This is a genomic window from Natrialba chahannaoensis JCM 10990, from assembly GCF_000337135.1.
Lineage (GTDB): Archaea > Halobacteriota > Halobacteria > Halobacteriales > Natrialbaceae > Natrialba > Natrialba chahannaoensis.
The window spans coordinates 70007-93145 of the sequence record NZ_AOIN01000043.1; the positions used below are offsets into that span (position 1 = coordinate 70007).

Sequence of the window (23139 nt, forward strand, 5' to 3'; positions counted from 1 at the left end):
CGAGGCCTTTAGAAATTTACGAATATTCAATTCCACTCCGGTGAGCGAAGAATTGCTCAGAACAGTAGGGTTTTAGTCAGGGAGTTACTTGGCTACCACGACGAGAAAGATGACAAGCGGAAACATCACGGCTGCCGAACAAGATGTCCTCGACGAGATCGAGGAACACGATATCGATTTCCTTCGTCTTCAGTTTACTGACATTCTCGGAACCGTCAAGAACGTCTCGATCCCGGCACGACAGGCCGAGAAGGCCTTCGCTGAGGGTATTTACTTCGATGGCTCTTCGATCGAGGGCTTCGTTCGTATTCAGGAGTCGGACATGCGACTTACCCCCGACCCTGACACGTTCGCTATTCTTCCGTGGCGTGACCGTGAGGAGGGTGCATCCGCCCGCCTCATCTGTGATGTCGTGAACACCTCGACTGGCGAACCGTTCGAGGGTGACCCACGCTACGTTCTGAAGCGCGCACTCGAGCGCGCCGAGGAGATGGGCTACACGGTCAACGCCGCACCCGAACCGGAGTTCTTCCTCTTCGAAGAGGACGAGGACGGGCGCGCAACGACGAAAACGAACGACGCCGGTGGGTACTTCGACCTCGCGCCGAAAGATCTCGCAAGCGACGTTCGCCGCGACATCATCTACGGTCTCGAAGACATGGGCTTCGAAGTTGAGGCGAGCCACCACGAGGTCGCCGAAGGACAACACGAGATCAACTTTACTTACGACGACGCGCTTGCGACCGCGGACAACGTCGCAACGTTCCGTACGGTCGTCCGCGCAATCGCCGCCCAGCACGACTACCACGCGACGTTCATGCCGAAGCCGATCCCGAAGGTCAACGGCTCCGGGATGCACACCCACATCTCGCTCTTTACCGAGGACGGCGAGAACGCCTTCCACGACGGTGACGACGAGTTCGATCTCTCCGACGAGGCTCGGGCATTCACCGCAGGGATCCTCGAGCACGCACCCGCCATCACGGCGGTCGCGAACCCGACGGTCAACAGCTACAAGCGTCTCGTTCCGGGCTACGAGGCACCGGTCTACATCGCCTGGTCGGACCGCAACCGTTCGTCGCTGATCCGCAAGCCGGCCGCCCGTGTGCCCGCTGCCTCGCGCGTCGAACTGCGCTCGCCCGACCCGTCCTGTAACCCGTACCTCGCTATCGCCGTCATGATCCACGCCGGACTGAACGGCATCGAGAACGATCTCGACTGTCCAGACCCAGTGCGTGAGAATATCTACGAGTTCGACGAGCAGAAGCGCGAGGATTACGGTATCGAAACGCTGCCGTCGAACCTCGGCGAAGCCATCGACGCCTTAGAGGCGGACGATGTCGTCTACGATGCGCTCGGTGACCACGTTGGTTCGAAGTTCGTCAAGGCAAAGCGCCAGGAGTTCGAGGAGTACCTGATCGACGTCTCCCAGTGGGAGCTCGACCGCTATCTCGAGACGTTCTGAAAGCAACGGCATACTGTCTCCTGTTTCTTCGCTCTGAATTTGAATCGAGTGGGGCCGAGCCGTGGGCTACTGCTCGATAGCACCGACCTGTGACCGCGGTGACGCCTGTTCCGTTACAAGTCGCGGCAACCCGACAACCGTCACGCCACCCGCGACACCCACGACGAACCAGACCAGGAGGGACTCGAGTACCATCAGTACGAGCGCAAGGAGCGCTAGCGCTGTGACCCCAGCAGCCGCGCGAAGAAGCACGCCTGTCGTGACGGGCCACGGCGTCTGCGGTGGTGTCGCGTACTGCCAGACGATGAGTGCCCCCACCGAGCCACCGAGCAGGGCCGCGCCGTCGACTCGGTTGCCGGTCAGCAGCGCGAGCAGCGCGATTACACCTGCGATGGCGAACAGCGCGCTTGCCACGCGGTGTGGGTCGCGGGCACCGATCCAGGAGCGAACGGTGAGCATGAGCGCGAGATAGCCGAGTGCGACGGCAACGCCGACGATTACGTCAATCGGGAAATGGACGCCGAGCACGACCCGTGAGAGCGAGACGAGCGCGATCATCACTGCCGCGACGAGCGCACGCTGGCGGCGCGTGCCGACGGGGGACTCGAGTGCGAGCATCGTCCAGATGATGGTGCCGGCGATGGCGTGGCCGCTGGGAAAGCTGGTGGTGGTGAGTTCGACGGCGGGGGCGTAGAACTGCTCGAGGCCGATCGGGAGTGCTGCGGGAGAGAGTGGTGGTGGCACGTCCGGCCGTGGCGTCGCGAAGAACCCTTTGGAGCCGACCATGACGGCATAGCCCCCCATCGCGATGGCGAGCCAGGGGGCAAATCGCTCGCGATCGCCGAACCAGTAAGCGAGCACGACGGTTGGGGCGACGAACCAGACACTTCCGAGGTGTGAGAGGAGCGCAAAGAGGAGGGCGGCCCACTCGGGGAATAGCTCACTAACGGCTTCAACGGTGGCGGGGTCAAACCACATCAGTTTCTGCTACACGCAACGCGTTGTTATAAGCGTCGATTGGTTAGCTAATAGACAACATGTTACCCACGACTGCAGCGCCGTACGTGTGTTGCGGAGGTGGGGTGTGTAGTATGGAGTGTGCGGAACAGAAACCGGGAAAAGAGCGTCGGTTGCAGGATCAGGACCGCCAGTCACCGATCCGATCCCGGAGTCGCCCCGGAATCCCGAGCACCGACATGCCAGCTCCGAACAGCACCATCAGCAGGTAGACGCCGAGCGTCGACGTCCAGACGACGAACATCGCCAGAATTGCCCAGCCGCCGCTGAGGAAGTAAAACGCCGCGATCGCCATCGCGGTTCCATAGAGCAACACGAGGTACGGCCCCCAGCCGTGGGCGTGGCTATGGCGCACACGCCGGCGAACATAGCGTTTGAGTTCGCTCTCGAGTGATTCCTTTTCGACCGTTCGACGCTCGACGTTCTCCTCGAAGGTCTCGACGCGGTCGCGCAGGCGCTCGATCTCCTCGCGGAGCACCTCGGGATCGTCCGACCGATCTCGAGTGCGGGCGCTGGCTCGGCGCTGCCCGGTGGTCCTCACGCGATCCGTCTCGGTCGACTCACCTGGCTCGTCAACCGTATCCGACACCTCCCGTGTGTCCGAGGCGGTCGATTCGGACGGGTCAGACGGTTCTGATGGTGCGGATGGATCGGACGGTCCAGACGACTCCGAGCGCTCCGTCGGCGTCCCCTCGTCGGCCCCCGTGGCGTCGTCGGTCATCGCTTCTGTCTGAACCTGTCGAGCGCCGGGACTTTGTAGCTGCCGATCCACTTCACGGCCGGCAAGCACAGCGTTGCAGATCGCGCCGAAGATGAGGATGATCGCGCCAGCGTACAGCCAGATCAATACTAGAAAGACCGCACCAAGCGCACCATATAGTGCGTAGCCGGTCGCAATGTTCGCGTACAGTGAAAAGGCACGACTGAGTGCAAGCCAGCCCACAGCGGCAAGGAGCGTCCCAGGAATCGCCTCTCGAACACTGATATCCTTCCCAGGGAAGATGACATAGAGCGGCAGGAACGACATAAATAGTGCAAGCAGGATGAGCAGCGGCCCGATCGTTCGCACGATCGGGACGAACTGAATTACCAACTCGAGTGCGCCGACGAGTGCGAGGCCGGCAGAAATGGCGAGTAAGACGATCATTGCGTCCCAGAGGGTATCGAGAAAGGATTTCGAGCCAGCGGTACCGTACACCTCGGAGAACGCCCGATCGAGCCCGCGCAGGACACGACTTGATCCCCAGAGCACCCCGAGTGCGCCGGCGACGGTCGCACTCTGTCGGCCAGTGTCATCGACGATCGTCTCTGCGAGCACCTCCTGGGCCGCCGGTGTAAGCACGTCACCAGCCCCGGCGGTGAGCCGGGATGCGAGTGCTTCGCCACCGATCGAGGCGGCGATACCGAGCGCGAGCAGCATGAGCGGGACGAGTGAGATAAAGCCGTAGAAGGCGACGCCGGCCGACAGTAGCGTCAGCTGTTCGGTGCGCGCGAGGCGAACGATCCGCTTGCCGGTTTCGATGTGGTCGTCCCTGCGTTCGAGCACGGGTATCTAGACGCGGGGAACGACCAAATACGCGCGGCCCCTCTCTCAGCCGAGATTACCTTCCGTTGCCGCACGAATCTCTCCGACGCTCGCATCTGTCTTGAACGTCGTGCCACCGTAGTGTGCCCGCGAGGCTTCGTAGCCCGCCTTGCGCAGATCGGTGAGAAAGTCGTCCATCGCGTTTGCCGGCAGTCCCCAGTTACGACAGAGTTTGTGCTGGTCGTAGTGGGTCGGCTCGTCGAGTTCTGACTCGAGTTCGGCGCACAACTCACGAGCCTTTTCTGCCGTTCCGAACTCGTCGGGTGCGGAAACTTCCTCACGAACCGCGGCGACGAACTCCGGATCGCGGATCGAACCGAGCCAGACTGGCCCCGCCGTGAGCATTCGAGTCCCGTCACAGTGTGGGCACGTCTCGAGTGGGTTGGCGATCAGCCCGCGTTCGTGTTCGCGGTAGAGGCAGTCCTCGCAGTGGTGGATATGGCCCAGTTCGTCCACTGCTGCGTCGGCTGTGGTGGCCTTGTGTTCGAGTTCGAGGTAGGTTCGGACGTAATGGCTGGTCGCGTGGGTGAGGATCGGTTCGACGCCAACGTCGAAGCGGGCGGCGCTGCGGGCGAGCGCGGAGAGGAGGATGCGAACGCCCATCTCGGCGTGGTAGTCGGTGTTTCGCGGCACCGCAGAGTACGAGCGGACGCCACTGTTGAAGTGTGCGCCACAGAGCGGTGCCGTGTCGGTTGCGGTGACACAGACCAGGTCGCGGCAGTTCGCAAACGCCGCGTCGGCAAAGGGCATCGGCGTCCCGTAGGGATCGAGGTCGATCACGTCAAACACCTGCTCGTGCATGAGCGCGTTGACGTTGCGCTGTTCGACGGTCCCCTCGCAGTCGTTACGTGCGAGGTTCGATCGGGCGAGATCGATCGCGTCCTCGTTGACGTCACAGCAGGTGACGTCCCAGCCGTCGGCGGCAGCCCGAACACCGCGGATACCACTCGCGGTCATCGCGTCGAGGTAGGACTCGGCGCGCTCTTCGCGCTCGCGATAGGCGCGCAGCGTCGCGATCGTCAGATCCCGGTTCAGTTCCTGGCGCGGGTTGTAGAAGACCGATTCCTCGACTCCGTCCGTCTGCTCACCCGGGACCTCGAGTTCGACTCCACCCTCGGTGATGCGCATGTCTATCTCATCTCTCGTCGGTAGCGCACGAAAAGCGGCGTGGTATAGAGCGCCTGGGACGAACACAAGAGCACAACCAAACCGATTTTACAGTCCGGGACACAGTCACGACTGTGCCGGACGTGACTCCCGTCGAGCGCTGGCAGGCCCAACTCGAGGAGGCGGGTGAGTTGACTCCCGATGTGGTTCAACAAATCTCGCGCCTCCACGGTGACCGCGGCGTCCAGGCCATCGAGGCCGTTGGGGAGAATCGCGTCAAATCCTATCGCGATTTTACGATCGTCGTCGGCTACGACGACGAGTACATCATCGAGAACGAGGGCTGTACCTGCAAGGACAGCGAGTACAACCTCGATGCGGACGATCCGACGGACCTCTGCTGGCACGTCCTGGCGGTCGCCATCGCACGACGCGTAGGCCACGTCGATTACCACGACATGTGGTACTCAGAGGTTCGCGAGTTTCTGTAGTCGGAGTCGGAGTCCGTTTGTGATGCACAGCGGGGGTTACCCGATCGCTAGTGCAAGCTGAAAAACAACTGCACGTACATAATCGAGAAAATCACCAGAATACCGCCGACGAGAACCGTCATCGCGACTTCGATCGGGAACGGATCGCTGTCGTCGACCGCAGTCGGTTGCTCGCGTCCCAGTCGGACGAGTCCGAATCCAAGCGTCGCGACAGCGACAGCGAGCGGGATCAGCGCTGGCATAAGCGCCGTCTGAATCGCCGACACCAGCGGCCCAATCCAGCCAAAAGCCAGCATGCAAAACCCGAAATTCATCACTTGCCACCAGCTAACCTCGCGTCCACCGACCGTGATGGACTCGCGGATGCCAGCGAGTACGAACGCAGCTGATCCCAGTAACACGAGCACGGCCCCACCGACCGAAACCGGCGCGAGATCGTCCGTCTCGGGCGATGTTCCGTTCTCGGCCTCGATCTCTGTCCCGGTGTCTGTCCAGATGCCGGACTCGAGTGCAAGCAGTTCGCCGATGACGGTGAGCCCGAAGATGGTACAGAAGACGGCACCGAGAACGAGGCTGATCTGGCGCTGGAGACGGCTCATGGCGTGTTCGTTGGATGGTACGGCGTGGAGCGTCTAAATGGTGGTCGTAGGAGTGGTCTCGGTAGTGGCGAGAACGGAGCAATGAGTGCTCAGACGACTGCCGTTCAGACGCCTACTGCTCTACTACTCAGCGGTCTGCACAGAGCTCGACGAAGTTCCGCAGGATCTGCAGTCCCGTCTCACCGCTCTTTTCGGGGTGGAACTGGGTGCCGAAGACGTTTCCTGCCTCGTTGGCGACAATCGAGGGGAACTCGCGCTCGTAGTCGGTGCTCGCGACTGTGTTTGTCTCGTCGTCGGGAACCGCGTAATAGGAGTGGACGAAGTAGGCGTACTCTCCGTCGACTCCCTCAACCAGCGGGTGGTCGCGCTCGACGGCCAGTTCGTTCCAGCCCATGTGCGGGACCTTTTGCCCGCCGTCGAAGCGAACGTTCGTGCCGGGGATGCGGTCGAGTCCTTCGACGGCTGACTCACCATCGGTGGTGCCCTCCTCACTTGCGGTCAGCAGCATCTGCATCCCGAGACAGATACCGAACAGTGGCTGTCCGCGCTCGGCGACGGCAAGGAGGTCCTCGCGGATCGGATCGGCGTTCTCGACGCCCTCGCGGAACGCGCCGACGCCGGGGAGGACGACACCGTCGGCGTCTGCGAAGGCGTCCGGATCGTCGGTAATCTCGACGTCGGCACCCGCTCGTTCGAGTCCGCGCGTCACGCTTCGGAGGTTCCCCAGCCCGTAGTCGACGACGACGACGGAGGCGAGAGACTGCTCCGCGTCAGCAGCAAGGGTGCTCATATCGGATCTGGGAGTGGCGCGTTGAAGTGTATTGCCATTCGCGCAATTGCGCGCGGCGATTCTGTCTGGCGTACACGCGAGTTGCCCACCGCCGACTGCAGATCTCGCCTGCGAACGGAGACATATACGCTTCGCACGTGTACGGCCACCGATGACTGCATCCGATCACGACCCAGAGTCCGTCGTTCGCGAGTACTACGACACCGTCGACGACGAACGCTACGACGACCTCGTCGAACTGTTCACCGAAAACGTTCGCTACGAACGCCCCGGACAGGGCGCGATCACTGGCCGCGAGGCCCTCCGCGAGTTCTATCTCGAGGGCCGCCCACTCGAGGACGGCAGCCACGAGGTTCACGATGTCGTCGTCGACGAACAGACGAATACAGCAGCAGTCCGCGGCAGTTTCTCGGGCGTCCAGAACGGCGAGTCCGTCGAATTCGGCTTCGCGGATTTCCACGAACTCGAGGACGGCCAGATTGCGCGGCGGTATACGTTTACGGATCGAGACGAAGTCTGAGTTCTCTTTAGAAGCCGTCGAGTCGCGTCTGCCCGCTCGCGTTTTCACTGCCGTCGACCCCCGCCAGTTCGGCGGCGCGCTCGAGTGCCGACGCGAACGTCTCCTCCTGGCTTCGGTCGTACAGCGTCGCCGCGGGGTGGACACAGATCAGGAGTCGCCGGGGTGTGTCGTTGATGCGAACGTCCTCGACGGAGCCGGCTTCCTTCGTCACCGCAACGTCGCGGTCGAGCAGGTGTTCCGTCGGGACCTTCCCGAGCGTGACGATCACGTCGGGATCGAGCAGTTCGATTTCCTGTTCGAGATAGCCGCGGCAGTTCTCGAGTTCGTCTGTCGTCGGGTCGCGGTTCTCCGGTGGACGACAGCGCACGCAGTTAGTGATGCGGACGGTGTCGCGATCCAGCCCGACGATTCGCAGTTGGTCGTCAAGCACGGAGCCGCTGCGGCCGACGAACGGCTCTCCCTGGCTGTCCTCCTGTGCGCCTGGTCCCTCGCCGACGAACAGGATGTCGGCGTCTTCGGGGCCGGTGCCGTTGACGATCTGGCTACGAGAGTCGACGAGTGCGGGACAGCGCGTACACTCGGTGACACAGAGGTCCTCCATCTCTCCCATAGGTGTGGCTCAGACGGACGCCTACTACGTCTTTCGGGTCGCGGGTGCACGCCACTAGCCGCTACCTGCCGACGGGGCCGAAGTTGGGTCAGCCCAGCCGAGCAGCCCGGATCGACTCGAGTTCGCTCGCCACGCGCTCGTACGGCGTAGCCGCCGTCACGTCGACGCCGAGCGCGTCAAACGAGGTACTCGACTCATGCCGACCCGTGTTTCGGAGGAACGCGAGATATTCCTCGGCCGAGAGCGCGCCAGACTGAAGCCGCCTGACGACCGAGACGGCCGCGACGGTGCCGGTGACGTACTGGTAGTTGTGGTACGGATCGCGGGTGTATGCCTGTTGTCGCCAGGGTGCGCCCCGCGCCGCTGCAGCCGTGTCGCACTCTGGTGGCGTAACCGGCGCGCGAAACTCGGCGGCGATGTCCGCGTACAGTTCCGAGAGCCGATCCGGCGTCAGGTCGGTCCCCGACTCGGCGGTTCGGTACACCTCGTGGAGGAACGTTGCGCTCTCGCCAGCGCCGTAGACGTTGCCGGCGAGGAACTGCGCTCGGCGTTCGCGGACGAACGGGACGAGTTCCGGGCCGCCTTCCTTGCGGAGATGATCGGCTAACAGCAGTTCGTGGACCAGACTCGGTACCTCACTGACCGGTCGCGGGCTGTTCACGTACCGCGGTGGCTGGGTCGCCCGCATACACTCGATGTGCATCGCGTGGCCGAGTTCGTGCGCGAGGTAGAACGCCGTCCGCACGTCTTCGCGGAAGTTCGCGAGCACGAACGGTCCGGCGTCCGGACTCGAGGGACAGTACGCCGGAATATCCGTCCGCTTTCGCGCCGTTGGATAGACATCGATCCGGCGCTCGCCGAGCACCGACTCGAGTCGGTTCCGATAGTCCGTGCCGAGCGGCTCGACTGCGGTCAGGAGATGGTCACACAGTTCCTCGAACGTGATCTCGGGAGCGTCCGCGTCGTCGGGAACCACCGGCACCCGCTCGTCCCACCGACGCAGTGTCTCGACGCCGAGTCGGTCGCGGCGGCTCTCGAGTAACCCGTGATACGCCCCGAGGTGATCGCGGACGTTCCCGAGAACCGCGTCGTGAGTGGCTTCGGCAAACGAGGTGTGCATCCCGGTGTCGGGATAGCTCCGCTCCGAGAGTGCGAGTTCGCGGACCGACTCGTAGTTTCGAACCGCTGTGAGGGCCGCATGAGCGCGCATTTTCTCGGTGAGCGCCGCCGCGAGCGCGTGGTCGTGGTCAGCCAGCGCGTCGATGTACGCCGTGTGCGCTCGTCGGCGGACTGATCGGTCGGGGGTATCGAGTGTCTCCCGATACGTGCCGTGGTCGATGGTAACCGGAGCGCCGTCCGGTCCCTCGACAGTTGGTGGATCAAAATCGTCAGTCTTGATCGCGGCGATCGTATCCGTCTGGGCCTCGATAACGGGCGCGAACGCACCGATGACCGATTCGGTGTCGGCACCACGGGTGTGTGGTGCCTGCGCGAGGAGGTCGTCGAGGTAGGCGTGCCAGCCGTCCAGTTCGGTGTGCGTTCCATTACGGAAGGCTCGCACGCTCGCTGCGTCGCGCTGAATTCGCCGCTGCAGCCCACGAACGGCCTCGTCGACGCTGGCGGCGAGTCGCTGTCCGCGACTGTGGCGGTCGCGCCGCTTCTCGTCCGTCGGGTGTTCGTTTCGGTGCAATTGCGCGTAGAGAGTTAGCCGGCTCTTGGCAACCAGCATAGACTCGATGGACTCGAGTGCGGCTGCCAGCGCGGCGGGTGAGTCGGTCGGCTGCTGGTGATCATGTACTCTTTCGAGTTGGGACTCGAGAACGTCTGCGGCGCGCGCCCAGTTGGCCGGCGTCTCGTAGAGGCGGGTCAGATCCCAGGTGTACTGTTCGTCCAGTTCGTCGCGTGTCGGGTAGTCTGTCATGGCTGTCGTGACGGAGCGGTGTGCAGGCGTTGCGGGGCCGGAAAACGAGACAACTTACTCGGTCATCCGTCACTCACTGGCTACCAAGTGATTCGACGGTGGATACGTAACTGTTCCCTTGGTGTGATCAGTGGTACCATTGAACGATTCTCTGTAGATCCATTGCACTTTCTTTCGAGTCGAACCACCACAAGCTCATTCAGAAACTCCTCTGAGAACAAACAGAACTCACTTACTCCGCTCTGGTGTCGACCATCGTATGCCCTGGGAGTGGTCTCGACGACACCTGCTTGGCGTCGCTGGCGTCTGTGCAGTCGCTGGCTGTCTCGATGCTGACGCTGGCGATCAACCCGAGTCAACTAACGGTTCTGGGACGGAACAGTCCGAAGATGACGGTGGCAATGCTGATTCGACCGGGGACAACGCCACCACGACCACTGACGACGGCGTGACGATACACGGTGACTACGAGCTGACCGAGGTTCGCGTGGAGAGCCCGGACGGGGCGGAACTCGCGTCTGTCACCGCGCTCATCGCCGATACGCCACAAAAGACCTTGCAGGGACTCAGCGGAACCGAGATGCTGCCGCCGACGGACGGCATGCTGTTCGTATTCGACGAGATGGACGACCGCGTCTTCCACATGCCCGACATGAACTACGGCATCGACATCATCTATGCCGACGACGAGGGTACGATCACCGACATTCACCACGCGCCCGAACCCGGGCCAGACGAGGACGGTGCCGACCACCAGTATCCCGGGCGCGGGCAGTACGTCCTCGAAGTGGTCTACGAATGGACCGAAGAACACGGCGTCAGCGAGGGCGACGTGCTGGTGTTCGACCTCGACGAGGCAGTGCCGGCATCTTAGTCGTGATCGTCTTTCGGAGACTGCCTGTACGAATCACCAGCCCGAGCCGCGAGTCGCGCGACGCGAATCGGCTCCGGCCGCCCGCCAACCGGTGTGAACGCCCGAATCACGGACACAGCCTCTTCGCGATCACAGCCGAGCCACCGGGCGTAGACCGTTTCGTCGTTAACCGTCACCTCGGTTCGTGGCGGCAGCCTCCGATAGACCGCGAGTCGGTGCTGGAGCACCTCGCCTGAAAACGCTTCTCGCAGGTTGTCCTCGAGTCCGGGACTCGCTTCGAAGGTAACTACGAGGACCGGCCGCTCGGCGGCCTCCTGGATCCGTGACAGGTCGAGAATATTGTACCATGCCGGGGCGATGGCACCGAGCAGAACGTACCGAACATCGGGCCGACACGCGGTCGCGAGGAGTGAGCACACAGCGTCAGTCGCGTCGATCCCCCCGACCGTGCAATTACCGTAGGCGAGACCATCGACGACCCGATCAGCGCGGACGACAGCGCCAGCCAGAGTGCTCTTGCTTCGGTGGACGACTCCAGTGTTGTCGTCGCTTCCACCGCTGTCGCCGTTTCCGCGGCTATCGTTGTCACTGGCTGCGTCCCGAGCACACTGACACCGCCCTCGTCGGCACTGCTCTCGTCGCTCGTGCTCACGCCGGCCGCGGTACGATTCGGCGATGCCCAGCGCCCGTACCCCGGCTTTCATCGGTGCTGCCTGCGATTAAAATCGAGTCCGGCGTTAGCCGTCGTCGCCTTCGTCCTTGATATCCTTGAGACGGTCGAGAAGCTCGTCACTCGATGCCCCGTTTTCGAACTCGATCGTTCCATCGTGGCTGTTCTCCCCTGATTTTACGGCGTCATCCTCGTTAAAATCAGCGTCCACTTCCTGCTGTTCGGATTCGTCGTAGCTTCCGAATCCCATACAGTAACTCCTTGGACCCCGGCATTCAAAAATTCCGTGGTCACCCGTTTATATTCGTTTACGTACTGTGCGAAATAGGCTCGAAAGAACCACTGCGGCATGATTCCCGGCTTTTGGCCGATCACGTGACCGCACTCTTGGCCAATCGGTCTACGGAATCAGACGGCACGATTTTCATCCCGGCACTCGAGTACACTCCTATGGAGGTACACCACGTCACCGAAGACGCGGAGACGTTCACGTGTAACGCATTTCTCGCGGTCGGCGAGGAGACAACCCTGGTCGATGCGGGCGCGTGGGACGGCGTCGTCGATGCGATCCGCGAGCACACGGACGCCCTCGACGCTGTCGTTCTGACACATCAGCACGGCGACCACGTGAGTCAACTCGATGCGGTCTGTGAGGCGTTCGATCCGTCGGTGTACGCCTACAACCACCACCCACAGCGAGATCACTCAATCGACGGCGGCGATACGGTCCAGATCGGTGACGAGACGTTCGACGTGGTCTACACGCCGGGACACGCGGACGATCACGTCTCGTTCGTCTCGGAGACGACGCTGTTCTCGGGCGACGTGGTTGTCCACGACGACGGCGCGTTCGACTACGGTAGTTTCGGACGCACCGACATGGCTGGCCAGTCCCGCGAACAGCTCATCGAGAGTATCGAACAGCTGCTCGAGCAGTTCCCGGACACTGTCGAGCACATGTACGCAGGCCACGGCAACGTCTTCCACGGCGACGTTCGCGACGTCGTCGAGACGGCACTCGAGCGCGCCGAGAAGCGCGAGCCGAAGTATCCGGACAACTGACCGACGATTTCCTCGCGTCGGCCGCTTTCGTTTCTGTGTCCGTCTCAGCGCCGAGTCCGTTCTCGACACGCTCATACGAACTGCTGTCCGTCGTTACCGGTACAACCGCAGTGCTCGTCCCCGTGCTTTGCTCCAATCACGACCCGGCGGTAACAATAGCGAGTTGTGGTTCTGGGAACCGGTTCAGTCGTCAGCTGCAGGGGCTGGATCGGCAGTGGACTTCTCGGTCCCGTCGAACCAGTCGTCGGCGTTGGCTTCGACGTACTCCTTTCCACCCAACCCGAACGCAATACCGATGGCGAGGGCGACGGCGAGGCCGGCACCGAACGCGAACGCCTGCCCGAACGTGTAGAGGATGGCGACGTTGAGTCCCATCATGTCGAGGCCGATGACTGCAGCGACAAAGTAGACGAGCGCCGTCGTCGACCCAGCGATGAGAGAGGCGTATCCGGACGACTGGACCGGCCCCGACTGGTGGACGATATCGCCGACGGCGTCGGCAACGAAGACACCCACGACGAGGATAGTGATGCCAATGAGGACTGATGGAACGGTGATGAGGAGATACTCACTCCAGGTCGTGACGAACTGCAACTCGAGTTGTGACCCAGCGGCGAACACGGCAAGCAGGACGACGTAGTACTTTCCGAGGACGGCAACTGCCCGCGAGACTGCTGCTGTGTCGTCTGGAACCAGTGTTCCAAACGGTGTTCCCCGGACGTGGTCGTCCAGACCGGCCTGCTGTGCAGCGTCGCTCACGACCGGCTGGATCTTGCGACCAGCGTAGATGCCAACTGCAACGAACAGGATCGCCGCAAGCAACGACGGGAGCAGCTCGATCACACTGTAGGCGCTCGATTCGAACTCGAGTCGAAGCGCGTCGACGAGCAGCGGGTGCATCAGTTTGCCCTCCGTCGTCCGGACCAGTTATCGAGCTGTACACTCATGGAAGTTGATCTATCCATGGCTGTGAATGATAATCGATATAATTAGTCCCTTTGATTCGTAACAGATCCCGGTGATTCGCTGTAGAGCCTGATGATCCATAATAAGCAATGGCTATTTGGAATCGGTTCAGTCAGTTCGGGTACGGCGTGTCGCGTGGAGTATGTTCCCGAGCAGGTTGAGGAAGATGCAACTAAGCGGCGTCGGAAGCGGAGTAGAAACGGGTCGTCCACCGGCCACGAGGTAGCGTGGCCAAACCAGACGAGTGAATTATGCTGCGCGTGGCTCTTTGGCCTTCGGACGGAGGTTCTTGTAGCCGCACTTGCGGCAACGCGTTGATTCCGCGGAGTTGCGTGCGTTACAGCGCATGCAGATCATCTTGTTGAGCATCCGGTCTTCGGCGGCGTCGAAACTTGGCATGTCGCTCCGTTGGCCCGTGGTGCATATAACCGCTGTGGTCCTGTGCGCCGGGTGTGGACTCGCTCATGGTTTCGGACTCGCCAGCGTCAGGTACCGTCATCCTCGCTGGCAGCAAGATACTCCTCTTGCACGGCGACGACCTCGGTGGAGTCGGCACACTCGCTGTACCGACGCAGCGGTTCCTCGTTGAGCGTCAGGAACGTTTCTCCCCATCGGAAGTGTGAGAGCAGTTCCTCGGCGCGGTCCCAGTCGTCAAAGATACAGCAGGCAGCGGCGAGCGCTTCGACGGTCGTCAGCTGGAACGGGCGGCCGTAGTTAACCGGGTTCGCAGCAACGAGAAAGGGGAGTGCCCGGTGAACGCCGTTCATCTTGAACGCCGCTTCCTCTGCTGACTCCCAGGAACAGTCGAGGGCCACGAGCGTGCCCAATCCGTCGTCGGCGTCGGCTGGCGAGAGCGCTTGCTCGGCGTGGGGGTTAAGCACGACGCCGTACGGCACCTGTTGCATTGTGCGATAGAGCGTCGCCTCGTCGAACTTCTCGAGTCGGCACGCGGTGCACTTCTTGGGGTCGTCGTCACCCTCGTAGTAGACGTGACACTCCACAAGTCACACCTGCCGCCCACTATATAAGAAGGTTCCTCGTGTGACCGAATCAGAAATCTGTAAGAATTGCTAATTACAACTTCCTCTTATTGTGAATATGTAGCTATCGATTAGTATGTGAAACGTTTGTATGTGGTGTGCTACTAGTCCTATTGTTTTTGAATCACACACCTTTATATATCTTTGATTAGACGTACTGCTGTAGAATGGGAGACGATAGCAAATCGCGACGTACGGTGCTGAAGGGTGTTGGGGCTGCAAGTGCAGCGGGATTGACGACCAGTCTCGCAGGTTGTGTGAGTCAGAACGAAGAGTCGGATGTCGAGGGTGCGGAGAATCTCGGTGACGAAGTCCCAGAGATTCACCTCGTCGCACCGACGGCCGGTACGAACCCGTTCCGTAACGAACTCGCAGACATCGTTTCCGACAACTGGGAAGAACTTGGCTTCGATGTCGATCTTGAGGAACTGGAGTTCACCGCGCACGTTGATCAGGTGGTCGTCGAACAGAACTTCGACGCGTCACTGCTCGGCTGGGGTGGTACGCCGGAGCGGATCGACCCGCACACGTTCATCTTCGATATGCACCATTCCTCGACGACAGACCAGGGCGGTCGAAACACGCCGGGGTACGAAAACCCCGACTACGACGAACTGGCGGAGTTGCAGGTGACGCAGGTCGACGAAGACGAGCGCCAGCAGACTGTCTACGAGGCCCAGGAGATCATCGCGGAGGATCAACCGCGAACGTACATCGCGAACGAAGGCGGCTACGAGCCGTACGCGAGTTCCCGTGTCACCGACATCAATCCGACGCTCGGTGAAGGGCTGAACTCGTTCTGGAACCTGACGTCGGTGACGCCGACGGGCGACGACACGGTCCGCTTTGGCTACCCGTCCGAGATCATCTCGCTGAACCCGATGCGGGACCTGGCGACGCCTGACCGGCAGTTCGTCCGCCTTCTCTACGATCAACTCTACCGGATCGGCGAGGACGGGATGCCGACGTCGTGGCTGGCGGCAGACGACCCCGTCATCGAAGACGACGGCATGACTTACACCGTCGAGATTCAGGACGGCCACACCTTCCACGACGGCGAGCCAGTGACGATCGACGACGTGGCGTTCACCTACGAACTCTACGCCGATTCGCCGACCTACAGCTCGCTCGTCGAGGATATCGAGGAGATCGACACCTCGGGGAACGAGATTACGTTCCACCTCGCAGAGGAGTACGCGCCGTTCGTGGCAAACGTCCTCGGACAGGTGTACATCTTCCCTGAACACATCTGGGGCGATGTCGATCCTGACGAGCTCGTCGACTTCGAAGACGAGAACTGGACCGGCAGCGGCCCGTTCGAGTTCGTTGACTGGGAGCGCCAGGCCGAACTGCAGCTATCGGCGTTCGACGACCACTTCGAGGCACCGAACGCGGACAACCTCATCCGCGTTCCCGGTGCAGACACCGCACAGCTCGTCAACGATCTCGAGGCCGGTCAGCTCGATATGGTTGGTGCGGTGCCACAGCCGACGGCCGTCAATCGTGTCAGAGATGACGACGACCTTGATCTCGCCGAGTTCGAGGCCATCGGGTACGCGATGATCGAGTACAACATGCGCCGCGAACCGTTGGGCGACCGCCACATTCGCCGGGCACTCTCCTACGGTGTCCCGAAGGAGGAGTACGTCGAGTTCATCCGTGATGGCATGGGGACAGTGACGCATTCGACCATCTCCGAGCACAACGAGTTCTGGCACAATCCCGACGTCGAGCAGTTCAACGAGGACTTAGAGGCCGCACGTCAGGAACTCGCAAACGGTGGCTACGGCTGGAACGACGACGGTCGACTCCACTACGGCGAAGACCAGTAACTGATCGACGCGACCCTCCACTACTGTATTTAACAACTATACGATACGATACATGATATTCATTAGCGACACTGGGTGTGGTGACCGATGGGACTGAGAGCCTACGTCGTGAGACGGTGTCTCCAGCTCGTCGTCACGTTCTGGGCGTTCTTTACGCTCCTGTTCGTTCTCTTTCGAATGATGCCGGGCGATCCGACATCCATGTTCATCATGGACGGCATGACACCCGAACAGCGCGAACAGCGGATCGCAGAGCTCGGCTTAAACGAACCCCTCCACGTGCAGTACATCGAATACGTTCGCCAGCTGCTGACCGGCGACTTCGGCCAGTCGTTCATCTACAACGATCCGGTGACCAGCATCATCGTTGTCCGGTTCATGAACACGATCGTCCTGATGGCGACAGCGCTCATCTTCGCCTACATCATCGGCATCACCTTCGGTGCCCTCATGGGCTGGTGGCGCGACTCGCGGTTCGAACGCGGTGGCATCATCGTGACGCTCGTGGCCCGCTCCTCGCCGGAGTTCTGGGTCGGCATCGTCCTCCTGTCCGTGTTCGTCTTCTGGCTCGGCTGGTTCCCCTCGAGTGGGATGCGCACGACGGGTGGTGAGCTCGGCGGCGGCTTCGTCGCCCGGTACGGCTCGCTTGACTTCCTGCACCACCTGTTCCTGCCGGCGTTGACCGGTGCGATTGCCTATCTGGCGACGCCGACGCTGCTCATGCGCTCGACGATGCTCGACGTTCTGAACGCCGACTTCATTGAGATCAAGAAGGCGGAGGGACTGCCAGAGCGGACGGTACTGTACAAGCACGCCGCTCGAAACTCGATCCTGCCGATCGTGACGGTTGCAGCAATCGCGACTGGGACTGCGATGGGTGGCTCGGTCGTCATCGAGACCGTCTTCAACTGGCCAGGAATGGGTCGTGAGATGGTGAGTGCGGTAAACAACAACGACTATCCGCTGGCGATGGCGGCGTTCTTCCTCATGGGATCGGTCGTGATCATCATGAATTTCGTCGCTGACCTCGCCTACGTCTACCTCGATCCGAGGGTGGAGTACGAATGAGCACCGAACAACCGTCACCGATCGACAGCACGACGACCAGCATCGGCGAGCGATTCGCATCGCTCCGACAGCGATTCGAGGTATTCGAAGGCGACCGACTCGGGCAGATCGGGCTGGCGATCCTCGCGCTGTTCATCTTCATCGGGATCTTCGCTCGACCGTACACGATCGAGCTCTTTGACTTCACGATTTCGACACCCGGACTCGCACCGTACGATCCGGGTGAGCGAGCAGTCGGCGACCGACTCGAGTCCCCCTCGGTAGCGCACCCCCTCGGAACGACCGACATGGGTCGGGACGTGTTGTCCCAGCTTATCGCAGGGACGCGCGTGACGTTGATCGTCGGCAGTCTCGCGGCGTTCATGGCTGTCTTCATCGGTACGAACGTCGGCCTCATCAGCGCCTACTTCGGCGGCTGGGTCGACGACGTGCTGATGCGGATCACCGACATCGTTTACGGTGTGCCGTTCCTGCCGTTCGCGATCGTCCTCGTGGCGGTCCTGGGCAGCAGTATCGTCAACATCATCGTGGCGATCGTGTTGATTCTGTGGCGCTCGACGGCGCGGGTGATCCGAGCGCAGGTGTTGAGCCACAAGCAACGACCGTACGTCGAGAGTGCACAGGCCATCGGTGCCGGCCACGTGCGGATCATGTACCGCCACATCCTGCCGAACGTGTTGCCGCTGACGTTCCTGTACGCGGCGTTCGCAGTTGCGTGGGCAGTCATCGCCGAGGCCAGCCTCTCGTTCCTCGGCTTTGGCGATCCGAACATGCTCTCGTGGGGTGAGATGATCTACAACGTCTACACCGCGAACGCGATCCGCGAGGCGTGGTGGTGGGTCTTCCCACCGGGCATCTGCATCATGCTGTTCGTAATGTCGGTGTTCTTCATCGGCCGCACGCTCGAGAAAGAGGTCAACCCTGAACTCAACCACCAATAATGACGCTACTCGATATTGACGGACTGAAGACGTACTACGGTGCCGACGACGGCTGGGTTCGTGCGACGGACGACGCCTCGCTGTCGATCGAGCGCGGCGAGACTGTCGGTCTGGTCGGCGAAAGTGGCAGCGGGAAGACGACACTTGCGAAGTCGATCATTCGCTTGCTGCCGGACAATGCCGAGATCGTCGACGGCTCCATCGAGTTCGACGGAACTGAGATCACCGAGCTCTCCGACAAAGAGCTCAGACGCCAGATCCGCTGGTCGGAAATCTCGATGATTCCGCAGAACGCGATGAACGGCTTCGACCCTGTCTACACTGTCGGCGACCAGATCGTCGAAGTGATCAGACACCACGAGGACGACACCTCGAAGGCCGAGGCCCGCGAGCGCGGCCGCGAACTGTTCGACGATCTCGGGATCGATCCCGACCGCATCGACGACTATCCCCACCAGTTCTCCGGTGGGATGGCCCAGCGTGCGATGATCGCGCTCGCACTCGCGCTCTCGCCGTCGCTCGTGCTCGCAGACGAGCCAACGACGGCGCTCGACGTGGTCATTCAGGACCGTATCCTGGAGACGATCAAAGAGATGCAGGAGGAACTGAACAGCGCGATGATCATGATCACCCACGACATGTCGGTCGTCAGTGAAACCTGCGACCGCATCGCCGTGGTCTACGGCGGCCGAATCGTCGAACTCGCGGACGCCGAGACGATCATCACGAACCCGCGCCACCCCTACACGCTCGGACTGCGAAACGCCTTCCCCGACATCAGCGACGACGATCAGGAACTCATCTCCATCCCCGGCTCGCCGCCGGAGCTTGTCGACCCTGGCGAAGGCTGTCGCTTCGCACCGCGCTGTCCGTTCGCCGAGGAGGAATGCTGGGAGGTAACGCCCCAACCCGAGTCCTACGGCGACGGCCATCAGGTCGAGTGCCACCGCGCCGACGAGATCGAGCACCTGCAGGCGGAAGCCGGCAAGAAAGAGACCTGGCGCGAGCAGGACCTTGGCGACCGTGAACCGGTTGGGACAGCCGACGAGCAGGCCGCGGAAGCGGAGGTGAGACTCGATGACTGATCCGAACGCAGTTGGACTCGATTCTGACCCCGAATCCAACGCCGAGTCGACCACCGCCGCCACCGCGGGCGACGATCACGACGAAACGTACAAGCTCCGTGTCGAGGGACTCGAGAAGCACTTCCCGGTCAACACGGGACTCGTCTCGCGCATCCTCCACGGCGAGAGCAACGACGCAGTCAAAGCCGTCGACGGCGTCTCACTCGGTATTCGTGAGGGAGAGGCGTTTGGACTCGCTGGCGAATCCGGCTGTGGAAAGACGACGCTCGGCAAGAGCGCGATAAGACTGCTTGAACCAACGGGTGGCGATATCTACTTCGACGGGAAGGAGATCACCGACGTCGGCGGTGCTGAACTCAACGAGTTCCGTCGTGAGGCGCAGATCATCCACCAGGACCCGTACAAGTCACTCAATCCGCGATTCACGGTCTACGAGTGGGTCAAAGAGCCTCTCGACGTGCACGACGTCGGCACCAGCGAGGAGCGCGACGCGCGCGTCTACGAGACCATTGAACAGGCCGGACTCCGACCGGCTGCGGCCTACGCCGACGAGTACCCGAGCGAGCTTTCGGGCGGCGAACGCCAGCGCGTCGGCATCGCTCGCGCGCTTGCGCTCAAGCCGTCGTTCCTGCTGGCCGACGAGCCGGCGAGTATGCTCGACGTTTCGATTCGGGCGAGCATTCTCGACCTGTTCAAGGAGCTCCAGACGGAGCTCGGACTGACGGCGGTCTACATCAGTCACGACCTCTCCCTGCTCAAGCACATGTGCGACCGGATCGGGATCATGTATCTAGGCGAACTGGTCGAAGTCGGGCCGGCCGACCAGATCATCAACGATCCAAAGCATCCCTACACGCAGGCGCTTGTCTCTTCGGTCCCGCGGATCGACCCGACCGAAGACCGCGAGCGGATCGAACTCGTCGGCGAGGTGCCTGACCCCGTCGACGTGCCGAGTGGCTGTCGGTTTCACCCGCGCTGTCCGAAACTGGTCCAACCAGAAGGCTACGAGCTGGATCAGGATCACTGGCGTGCGGTCGCGAACTTCCGGCAGGACCTGCTCTGTGACGATCTCACGCTCACGAGCGAAGACGAGGAAGCGACACCTGCTGCGCTCCGTGAGTCCTACGACATTCCGCCTACACTCGCAGATTCGGCGGCCGAACGCGTCCTCTCGGATGTCCTCACGACGGCGACCGAGGGTGACCGCGAACAGGCTCGCGACCGAATCGAAACCGAGTTCGAATCACCCTGTGAACGCGGCGAAATCACGACGCATCAGGTGACGCCGGAGCAGACAGCGAAGTGTGTCCGGTACGACGACGCCGACCGGTACGGTCCGGAGGGCGGCGGCACGATTCAGGGCGACTGACGAGCTGCGCCCTGCGCACGGCGTTCTTGCGCCCTGTGTACGGCGTTCCTGCGCCCTGTGTACGGCGTTCCGCCTCACTGTACCTTCGTATAACTGTAATTCGTTTGTGCCTCAGTTCGCGTCTGCAGCCTCGTGAATCGCTTCGCCCCGATTGAGTCGCGCAGCGATGGTAAACGTCTGTTCGGCCTCCCGGCGTGTCGGGAAGTGCGCCGCCATATAGCGAGCCATCGCGATGAACGGCACGCGCCGGCGCTGCTCACGTTCGTCGGAGTCGAGCCCCCGATCCACTGTCGTGTCGGCGGCGAGTTCGGCCTGCCGGAACGCCGCCTCGACGTTCTGGAGCGTGTGGAAGCCGGCATCCTCGCGTAGTAAGCCGTGGCCGAGTGTTTGCCGTAAGTCAGCGGGGTCGCCGCCACAGTCGAAGAACTCGGCGACTAACCGACCCGCTTCGTCCACCTCGCCCTCAGCGTCGAACGTCTCGAGTACCGCCTGGCGAACGGCGTCCGGATCGCGTCCGGTGTCGTTCTCGCCGGGGGCGGGAATCGGCGCGGGCGGCGTGTTGAGGAACCGGTCGAGATAGACCGAGAGCGCGCCGTCGAAGACGCCACGGTAGGTCTCGACGGCGTCCGTCCGGCGCGCGAACTGGTGGACTGCGTTCGCGTAACTGAACGTGTGGTGGACGGTGTTCCAGTCGCTGAATTCGTTCGCGGTCCCGAACTGGGCAACGCGCGTCGCGGCAGCGTAGGCGACCTCGCCCGCGAGGTCCTCGGTCGTCGCTCCCTGCCGAATCGCCTCGGCGAGTGTGTCGACGATGACTTCGGGATCGTCCCCGAGAAGGATTTCCTGGAGGTCTGCGGGTGGCGTCCACGGCTCGTCGGCAGCCTGTCCCGCAGCGGCGAGGGACTCGAGTCCGCTCGTTTCTGTAACGCTGCCGCCGTAGGTGTCCTCGAGGAGTACGACCAGATCGTTCGGCTGTCGCCACGAGGACCGCTCGTCGCTGCGGGCGGCGGTGACGAGCGGTTCGATGAGCGCCGCGAGCGTCGTATCAGCGTGCTCCCAGTCGGTGCGTTCGAGGCTCTCGAAGGCCTTGTTCGCGAAATCGAGGACGTGACCGGTCGAGAGGTAGGGATGATCCGTCGCGCCGGCGACGACGAGTTCAGCGATTTCGGCTGCCGAGTAGTCCGCGGCGACAGCGGTTCGCAAACAGCGCTCCGCGCCGTCAGCGTCTCGGACTTCGACACAGTCGCGGAACCAGGATTTCAGCCGGTCGAAGGTGACCTCCGTCGTATCGAAGGCGGGCTGGTCGAAGCTCGGTGGCTCGCCCGCACAGTCGTCCGCGACGTGGCGGATACCGGTGTACAGTGCCCGTTTTCGGTCGTCTGGCTCAACGTCGTCCAGCAGATTCGTCATGCAGCCGAGGATCGTGAGTCCCGGCCCCCAGCCCGACTCCCGATACTGGGTCCCGAACGCGAGCGTCGTCCCGATCGATTCTTCGGGTTCGACGCCTGCATCCTGCAGGCCGATCGCAGACTTCGCCGCGACCAGCCGCAGGTTCTCTTCGAGTGCCGTCTCGAGACGATTGGCCCAGTGTTCGGCAGGTGGCAGGTCTCGCTCTGGATTCGGATTCACGTAGACGGTCCCGTCTCGGATCTCGACGGGATACGTCTGGACATCGTCGGCCCAGGGGTCGAAGGTGTCGCCACAGGAGAGTTCGAATCGCGCGTGGTGCCAGTGGCAGGTGAGAATGCCGTCGTCGACAGTCCCCTCGACGAGCGGGAACCCCATGTGCGGACAGCGGTTGTTCACGGCCTTGACCTCGCCGTCGTGGTAGAAGATCGCCAGCGGTGTGGCGTCGATGCTTACCAGTTCGCGCCCGGCCTTCTCGAGTTCCTCGAGTTCGACGGCTGGACTGAACGCAGCGTCGGGTTGGTCTTCGTCAGTCGTTGCCATGGGGGACATAACGGCGGGTGTTCGTGTAAGTGTTTGCTGAACGTCATTTCAGTAGCTGATCTGATAATTCGACATTCGATCGCGTTGCGATGCTGAACATCTGTTGCTCCGAACACCGATCATCTCAGGCATCGAATACCAACCCAGCCATGGGCCGCTGGCCGTTCGGATACACTA

Annotated in this window: 23 protein-coding genes; 10 read left to right on the forward strand and 13 right to left on the reverse strand. The window is 62.0% G+C overall.

The window, feature by feature from the left end; all coding sequences use genetic code 11:
- Window positions 1-109 precede the first annotated feature (109 nt).
- The gene (gene glnA / locus C482_RS06220) at window positions 110-1465 is read left to right on the forward strand and encodes a type I glutamate--ammonia ligase (RefSeq protein WP_006166659.1); all 1356 of its coding nucleotides are present in this window, start codon (window positions 110-112) and stop codon (window positions 1463-1465) included.
- 66 nt (window positions 1466-1531) lie between these two features.
- Here the strand turns inward: glnA and C482_RS06225 are convergent, their stop codons facing one another.
- From C482_RS06225 to C482_RS06235, 3 genes are all read right to left on the reverse strand, one after another.
- Window positions 1532-2443, reverse strand: coding sequence for a phosphatase PAP2 family protein (locus C482_RS06225; RefSeq protein WP_006166660.1), 912 nt, complete (start codon window positions 2441-2443; stop codon window positions 1532-1534).
- A 160-nt stretch (window positions 2444-2603) separates the two neighbouring features.
- A complete protein-coding gene (locus C482_RS06230; protein ID WP_006166661.1) occupies window positions 2604-4028 on the reverse strand; it encodes a YhjD/YihY/BrkB family envelope integrity protein in 1425 nt (474 codons plus the stop codon).
- 45 nt (window positions 4029-4073) lie between these two features.
- Window positions 4074-5195: a tRNA (guanine(26)-N(2))-dimethyltransferase gene (locus C482_RS06235; RefSeq protein ID WP_006166662.1), complete on the reverse strand. Its 1122-nt coding sequence runs from the start codon at window positions 5193-5195 to the stop codon at window positions 4074-4076.
- Between the two features lie 113 nt (window positions 5196-5308).
- On the opposite strand from C482_RS06235, the gene C482_RS06240 reads away from it, so the two are divergent.
- A complete protein-coding gene (locus C482_RS06240) occupies window positions 5309-5665 on the forward strand; it encodes a hypothetical protein (protein ID WP_049896525.1) in 357 nt (118 codons plus the stop codon).
- Between the two features lie 47 nt (window positions 5666-5712).
- Here C482_RS06240 and C482_RS06245 read toward each other — a convergent pair whose 3' ends face one another.
- Both C482_RS06245 and hisH read right to left on the reverse strand, forming a co-directional pair.
- A complete protein-coding gene (locus C482_RS06245) occupies window positions 5713-6264 on the reverse strand; it encodes a hypothetical protein (RefSeq protein ID WP_006166664.1) in 552 nt (183 codons plus the stop codon).
- Window positions 6265-6391: 127 nt separating this feature from the next.
- Window positions 6392-7054 (reverse strand): imidazole glycerol phosphate synthase subunit HisH, encoded by a 663-nt coding sequence (hisH, locus tag C482_RS06250; protein WP_006166665.1) that lies wholly within the window; start codon window positions 7052-7054, stop codon window positions 6392-6394.
- 151 nt (window positions 7055-7205) lie between these two features.
- Between hisH and C482_RS06255 the strand changes: the two genes are divergently transcribed.
- Window positions 7206-7574: a nuclear transport factor 2 family protein gene (locus C482_RS06255; RefSeq protein ID WP_006166666.1), complete on the forward strand. Its 369-nt coding sequence runs from the start codon at window positions 7206-7208 to the stop codon at window positions 7572-7574.
- Window positions 7575-7581: 7 nt separating this feature from the next.
- Here C482_RS06255 and C482_RS06260 read toward each other — a convergent pair whose 3' ends face one another.
- Window positions 7582-8184, reverse strand: a complete 603-nt coding sequence (locus C482_RS06260; RefSeq protein WP_006166667.1) for a uracil-DNA glycosylase — start codon at window positions 8182-8184, stop codon at window positions 7582-7584.
- Between the two features lie 88 nt (window positions 8185-8272).
- Window positions 8273-10105, reverse strand: coding sequence for a M3 family oligoendopeptidase (locus C482_RS06265; protein WP_006166668.1), 1833 nt, complete (start codon window positions 10103-10105; stop codon window positions 8273-8275).
- A 259-nt stretch (window positions 10106-10364) separates the two neighbouring features.
- Here C482_RS06265 and C482_RS06270 point away from each other — a divergent pair, with 259 nt between their 5' ends.
- Complete coding sequence (locus C482_RS06270; protein WP_006166669.1) at window positions 10365-10979, forward strand: DUF192 domain-containing protein; 615 nt, start codon at window positions 10365-10367, stop codon at window positions 10977-10979.
- Here C482_RS06270 and C482_RS06275 read toward each other — a convergent pair.
- Entirely contained in the window at window positions 10976-11683 is a 708-nt protein-coding gene (locus C482_RS06275; RefSeq protein ID WP_006166670.1) for an endonuclease dU, read from the reverse strand. The two genes, C482_RS06270 and C482_RS06275, sit on opposite strands and share 4 nt — an antisense overlap.
- 33 nt (window positions 11684-11716) lie before the next feature.
- Entirely contained in the window at window positions 11717-11899 is a 183-nt protein-coding gene (locus C482_RS06280; protein WP_006166671.1) for a DUF5786 family protein, read from the reverse strand.
- A 200-nt stretch (window positions 11900-12099) separates the two neighbouring features.
- On the opposite strand from C482_RS06280, the gene C482_RS06285 reads away from it, so the two are divergent.
- A complete protein-coding gene (locus C482_RS06285) occupies window positions 12100-12711 on the forward strand; it encodes an MBL fold metallo-hydrolase (protein WP_006166672.1) in 612 nt (203 codons plus the stop codon).
- Window positions 12712-12894: 183 nt separating this feature from the next.
- On the opposite strand, the gene C482_RS06290 is transcribed toward C482_RS06285, so the two are convergent.
- The 3 genes from C482_RS06290 to C482_RS06295 all read right to left on the reverse strand — a co-directional run bounded on the left by C482_RS06290 (window position 12895) and on the right by C482_RS06295 (window position 14678).
- Window positions 12895-13611: a hypothetical protein gene (locus tag C482_RS06290; protein WP_006166673.1), complete on the reverse strand. Its 717-nt coding sequence runs from the start codon at window positions 13609-13611 to the stop codon at window positions 12895-12897.
- A gap of 315 nt (window positions 13612-13926) precedes the next feature.
- Complete coding sequence (locus C482_RS20325; RefSeq protein ID WP_006166674.1) at window positions 13927-14076, reverse strand: 50S ribosomal protein L40e; 150 nt, start codon at window positions 14074-14076, stop codon at window positions 13927-13929.
- Between the two features lie 86 nt (window positions 14077-14162).
- Window positions 14163-14678 carry a DUF367 family protein gene (locus tag C482_RS06295; RefSeq protein ID WP_006166675.1) on the reverse strand — a complete coding sequence of 172 codons (516 nt, stop codon included), beginning with the start codon at window positions 14676-14678 and terminating at the stop codon, window positions 14163-14165.
- A gap of 206 nt (window positions 14679-14884) precedes the next feature.
- Between C482_RS06295 and C482_RS06300 the strand changes: the two genes are divergently transcribed.
- The 5 genes from C482_RS06300 to C482_RS06320 all read left to right on the forward strand — a co-directional run bounded on the left by C482_RS06300 (window position 14885) and on the right by C482_RS06320 (window position 21012).
- Window positions 14885-16549, forward strand: coding sequence for an ABC transporter substrate-binding protein (locus C482_RS06300; RefSeq protein WP_241431890.1), 1665 nt, complete (start codon window positions 14885-14887; stop codon window positions 16547-16549).
- An 87-nt stretch (window positions 16550-16636) separates the two neighbouring features.
- The gene (locus C482_RS06305; protein WP_006166677.1) at window positions 16637-17617 is read left to right on the forward strand and encodes an ABC transporter permease; all 981 of its coding nucleotides are present in this window, start codon (window positions 16637-16639) and stop codon (window positions 17615-17617) included.
- Window positions 17614-18558 carry an ABC transporter permease gene (locus tag C482_RS06310; protein WP_006166678.1) on the forward strand — a complete coding sequence of 315 codons (945 nt, stop codon included), beginning with the start codon at window positions 17614-17616 and terminating at the stop codon, window positions 18556-18558. The genes C482_RS06305 and C482_RS06310 overlap by 4 nt, the downstream gene beginning before the upstream one ends.
- Entirely contained in the window at window positions 18558-19643 is a 1086-nt protein-coding gene (locus tag C482_RS06315; RefSeq protein ID WP_006166679.1) for an ABC transporter ATP-binding protein, read from the forward strand. The genes C482_RS06310 and C482_RS06315 overlap by 1 nt, the downstream gene beginning before the upstream one ends.
- Complete coding sequence (locus tag C482_RS06320; protein ID WP_006166680.1) at window positions 19636-21012, forward strand: ABC transporter ATP-binding protein; 1377 nt, start codon at window positions 19636-19638, stop codon at window positions 21010-21012. The genes C482_RS06315 and C482_RS06320 overlap by 8 nt, the downstream gene beginning before the upstream one ends.
- Window positions 21013-21123: 111 nt before the next feature.
- Here C482_RS06320 and C482_RS06325 read toward each other — a convergent pair whose 3' ends face one another.
- Window positions 21124-22962, reverse strand: coding sequence for a Rieske (2Fe-2S) protein (locus tag C482_RS06325; protein ID WP_006166681.1), 1839 nt, complete (start codon window positions 22960-22962; stop codon window positions 21124-21126).
- Window positions 22963-23139 lie beyond the last annotated feature (177 nt).

Coding starts and splice junctions, on each gene's coding strand:
- glnA (WP_006166659.1), top strand. CDS start 110: ATGACAAGCGGAAACATCACGGCTGCCGAACAAGATGTCCTCGACGAG.
- C482_RS06225 (WP_006166660.1), bottom strand. CDS start 2,443: ATGTGGTTTGACCCCGCCACCGTTGAAGCCGTTAGTGAGCTATTCCCC.
- C482_RS06235 (WP_006166662.1), bottom strand. CDS start 5,195: ATGCGCATCACCGAGGGTGGAGTCGAACTCGAGGTCCCGGGTGAGCAG.
- C482_RS06245 (WP_006166664.1), bottom strand. CDS start 6,264: ATGAGCCGTCTCCAGCGCCAGATCAGCCTCGTTCTCGGTGCCGTCTTC.
- hisH (WP_006166665.1), bottom strand. CDS start 7,054: ATGAGCACCCTTGCTGCTGACGCGGAGCAGTCTCTCGCCTCCGTCGTC.
- C482_RS06255 (WP_006166666.1), top strand. CDS start 7,206: ATGACTGCATCCGATCACGACCCAGAGTCCGTCGTTCGCGAGTACTAC.
- C482_RS06260 (WP_006166667.1), bottom strand. CDS start 8,184: ATGGGAGAGATGGAGGACCTCTGTGTCACCGAGTGTACGCGCTGTCCC.
- C482_RS06265 (WP_006166668.1), bottom strand. CDS start 10,105: ATGACAGACTACCCGACACGCGACGAACTGGACGAACAGTACACCTGG.
- C482_RS06270 (WP_006166669.1), top strand. CDS start 10,365: ATGCCCTGGGAGTGGTCTCGACGACACCTGCTTGGCGTCGCTGGCGTC.
- C482_RS06275 (WP_006166670.1), bottom strand. CDS start 11,683: ATGAAAGCCGGGGTACGGGCGCTGGGCATCGCCGAATCGTACCGCGGC.
- C482_RS06280 (WP_006166671.1), bottom strand. CDS start 11,899: ATGGGATTCGGAAGCTACGACGAATCCGAACAGCAGGAAGTGGACGCT.
- C482_RS06285 (WP_006166672.1), top strand. CDS start 12,100: ATGGAGGTACACCACGTCACCGAAGACGCGGAGACGTTCACGTGTAAC.
- C482_RS06290 (WP_006166673.1), bottom strand. CDS start 13,611: ATGCACCCGCTGCTCGTCGACGCGCTTCGACTCGAGTTCGAATCGAGC.
- C482_RS20325 (WP_006166674.1), bottom strand. CDS start 14,076: ATGCCAAGTTTCGACGCCGCCGAAGACCGGATGCTCAACAAGATGATC.
- C482_RS06300 (WP_241431890.1), top strand. CDS start 14,885: ATGGGAGACGATAGCAAATCGCGACGTACGGTGCTGAAGGGTGTTGGG.
- C482_RS06305 (WP_006166677.1), top strand. CDS start 16,637: ATGGGACTGAGAGCCTACGTCGTGAGACGGTGTCTCCAGCTCGTCGTC.
- C482_RS06310 (WP_006166678.1), top strand. CDS start 17,614: ATGAGCACCGAACAACCGTCACCGATCGACAGCACGACGACCAGCATC.
- C482_RS06315 (WP_006166679.1), top strand. CDS start 18,558: ATGACGCTACTCGATATTGACGGACTGAAGACGTACTACGGTGCCGAC.
- C482_RS06320 (WP_006166680.1), top strand. CDS start 19,636: ATGACTGATCCGAACGCAGTTGGACTCGATTCTGACCCCGAATCCAAC.
- C482_RS06325 (WP_006166681.1), bottom strand. CDS start 22,962: ATGGCAACGACTGACGAAGACCAACCCGACGCTGCGTTCAGTCCAGCC.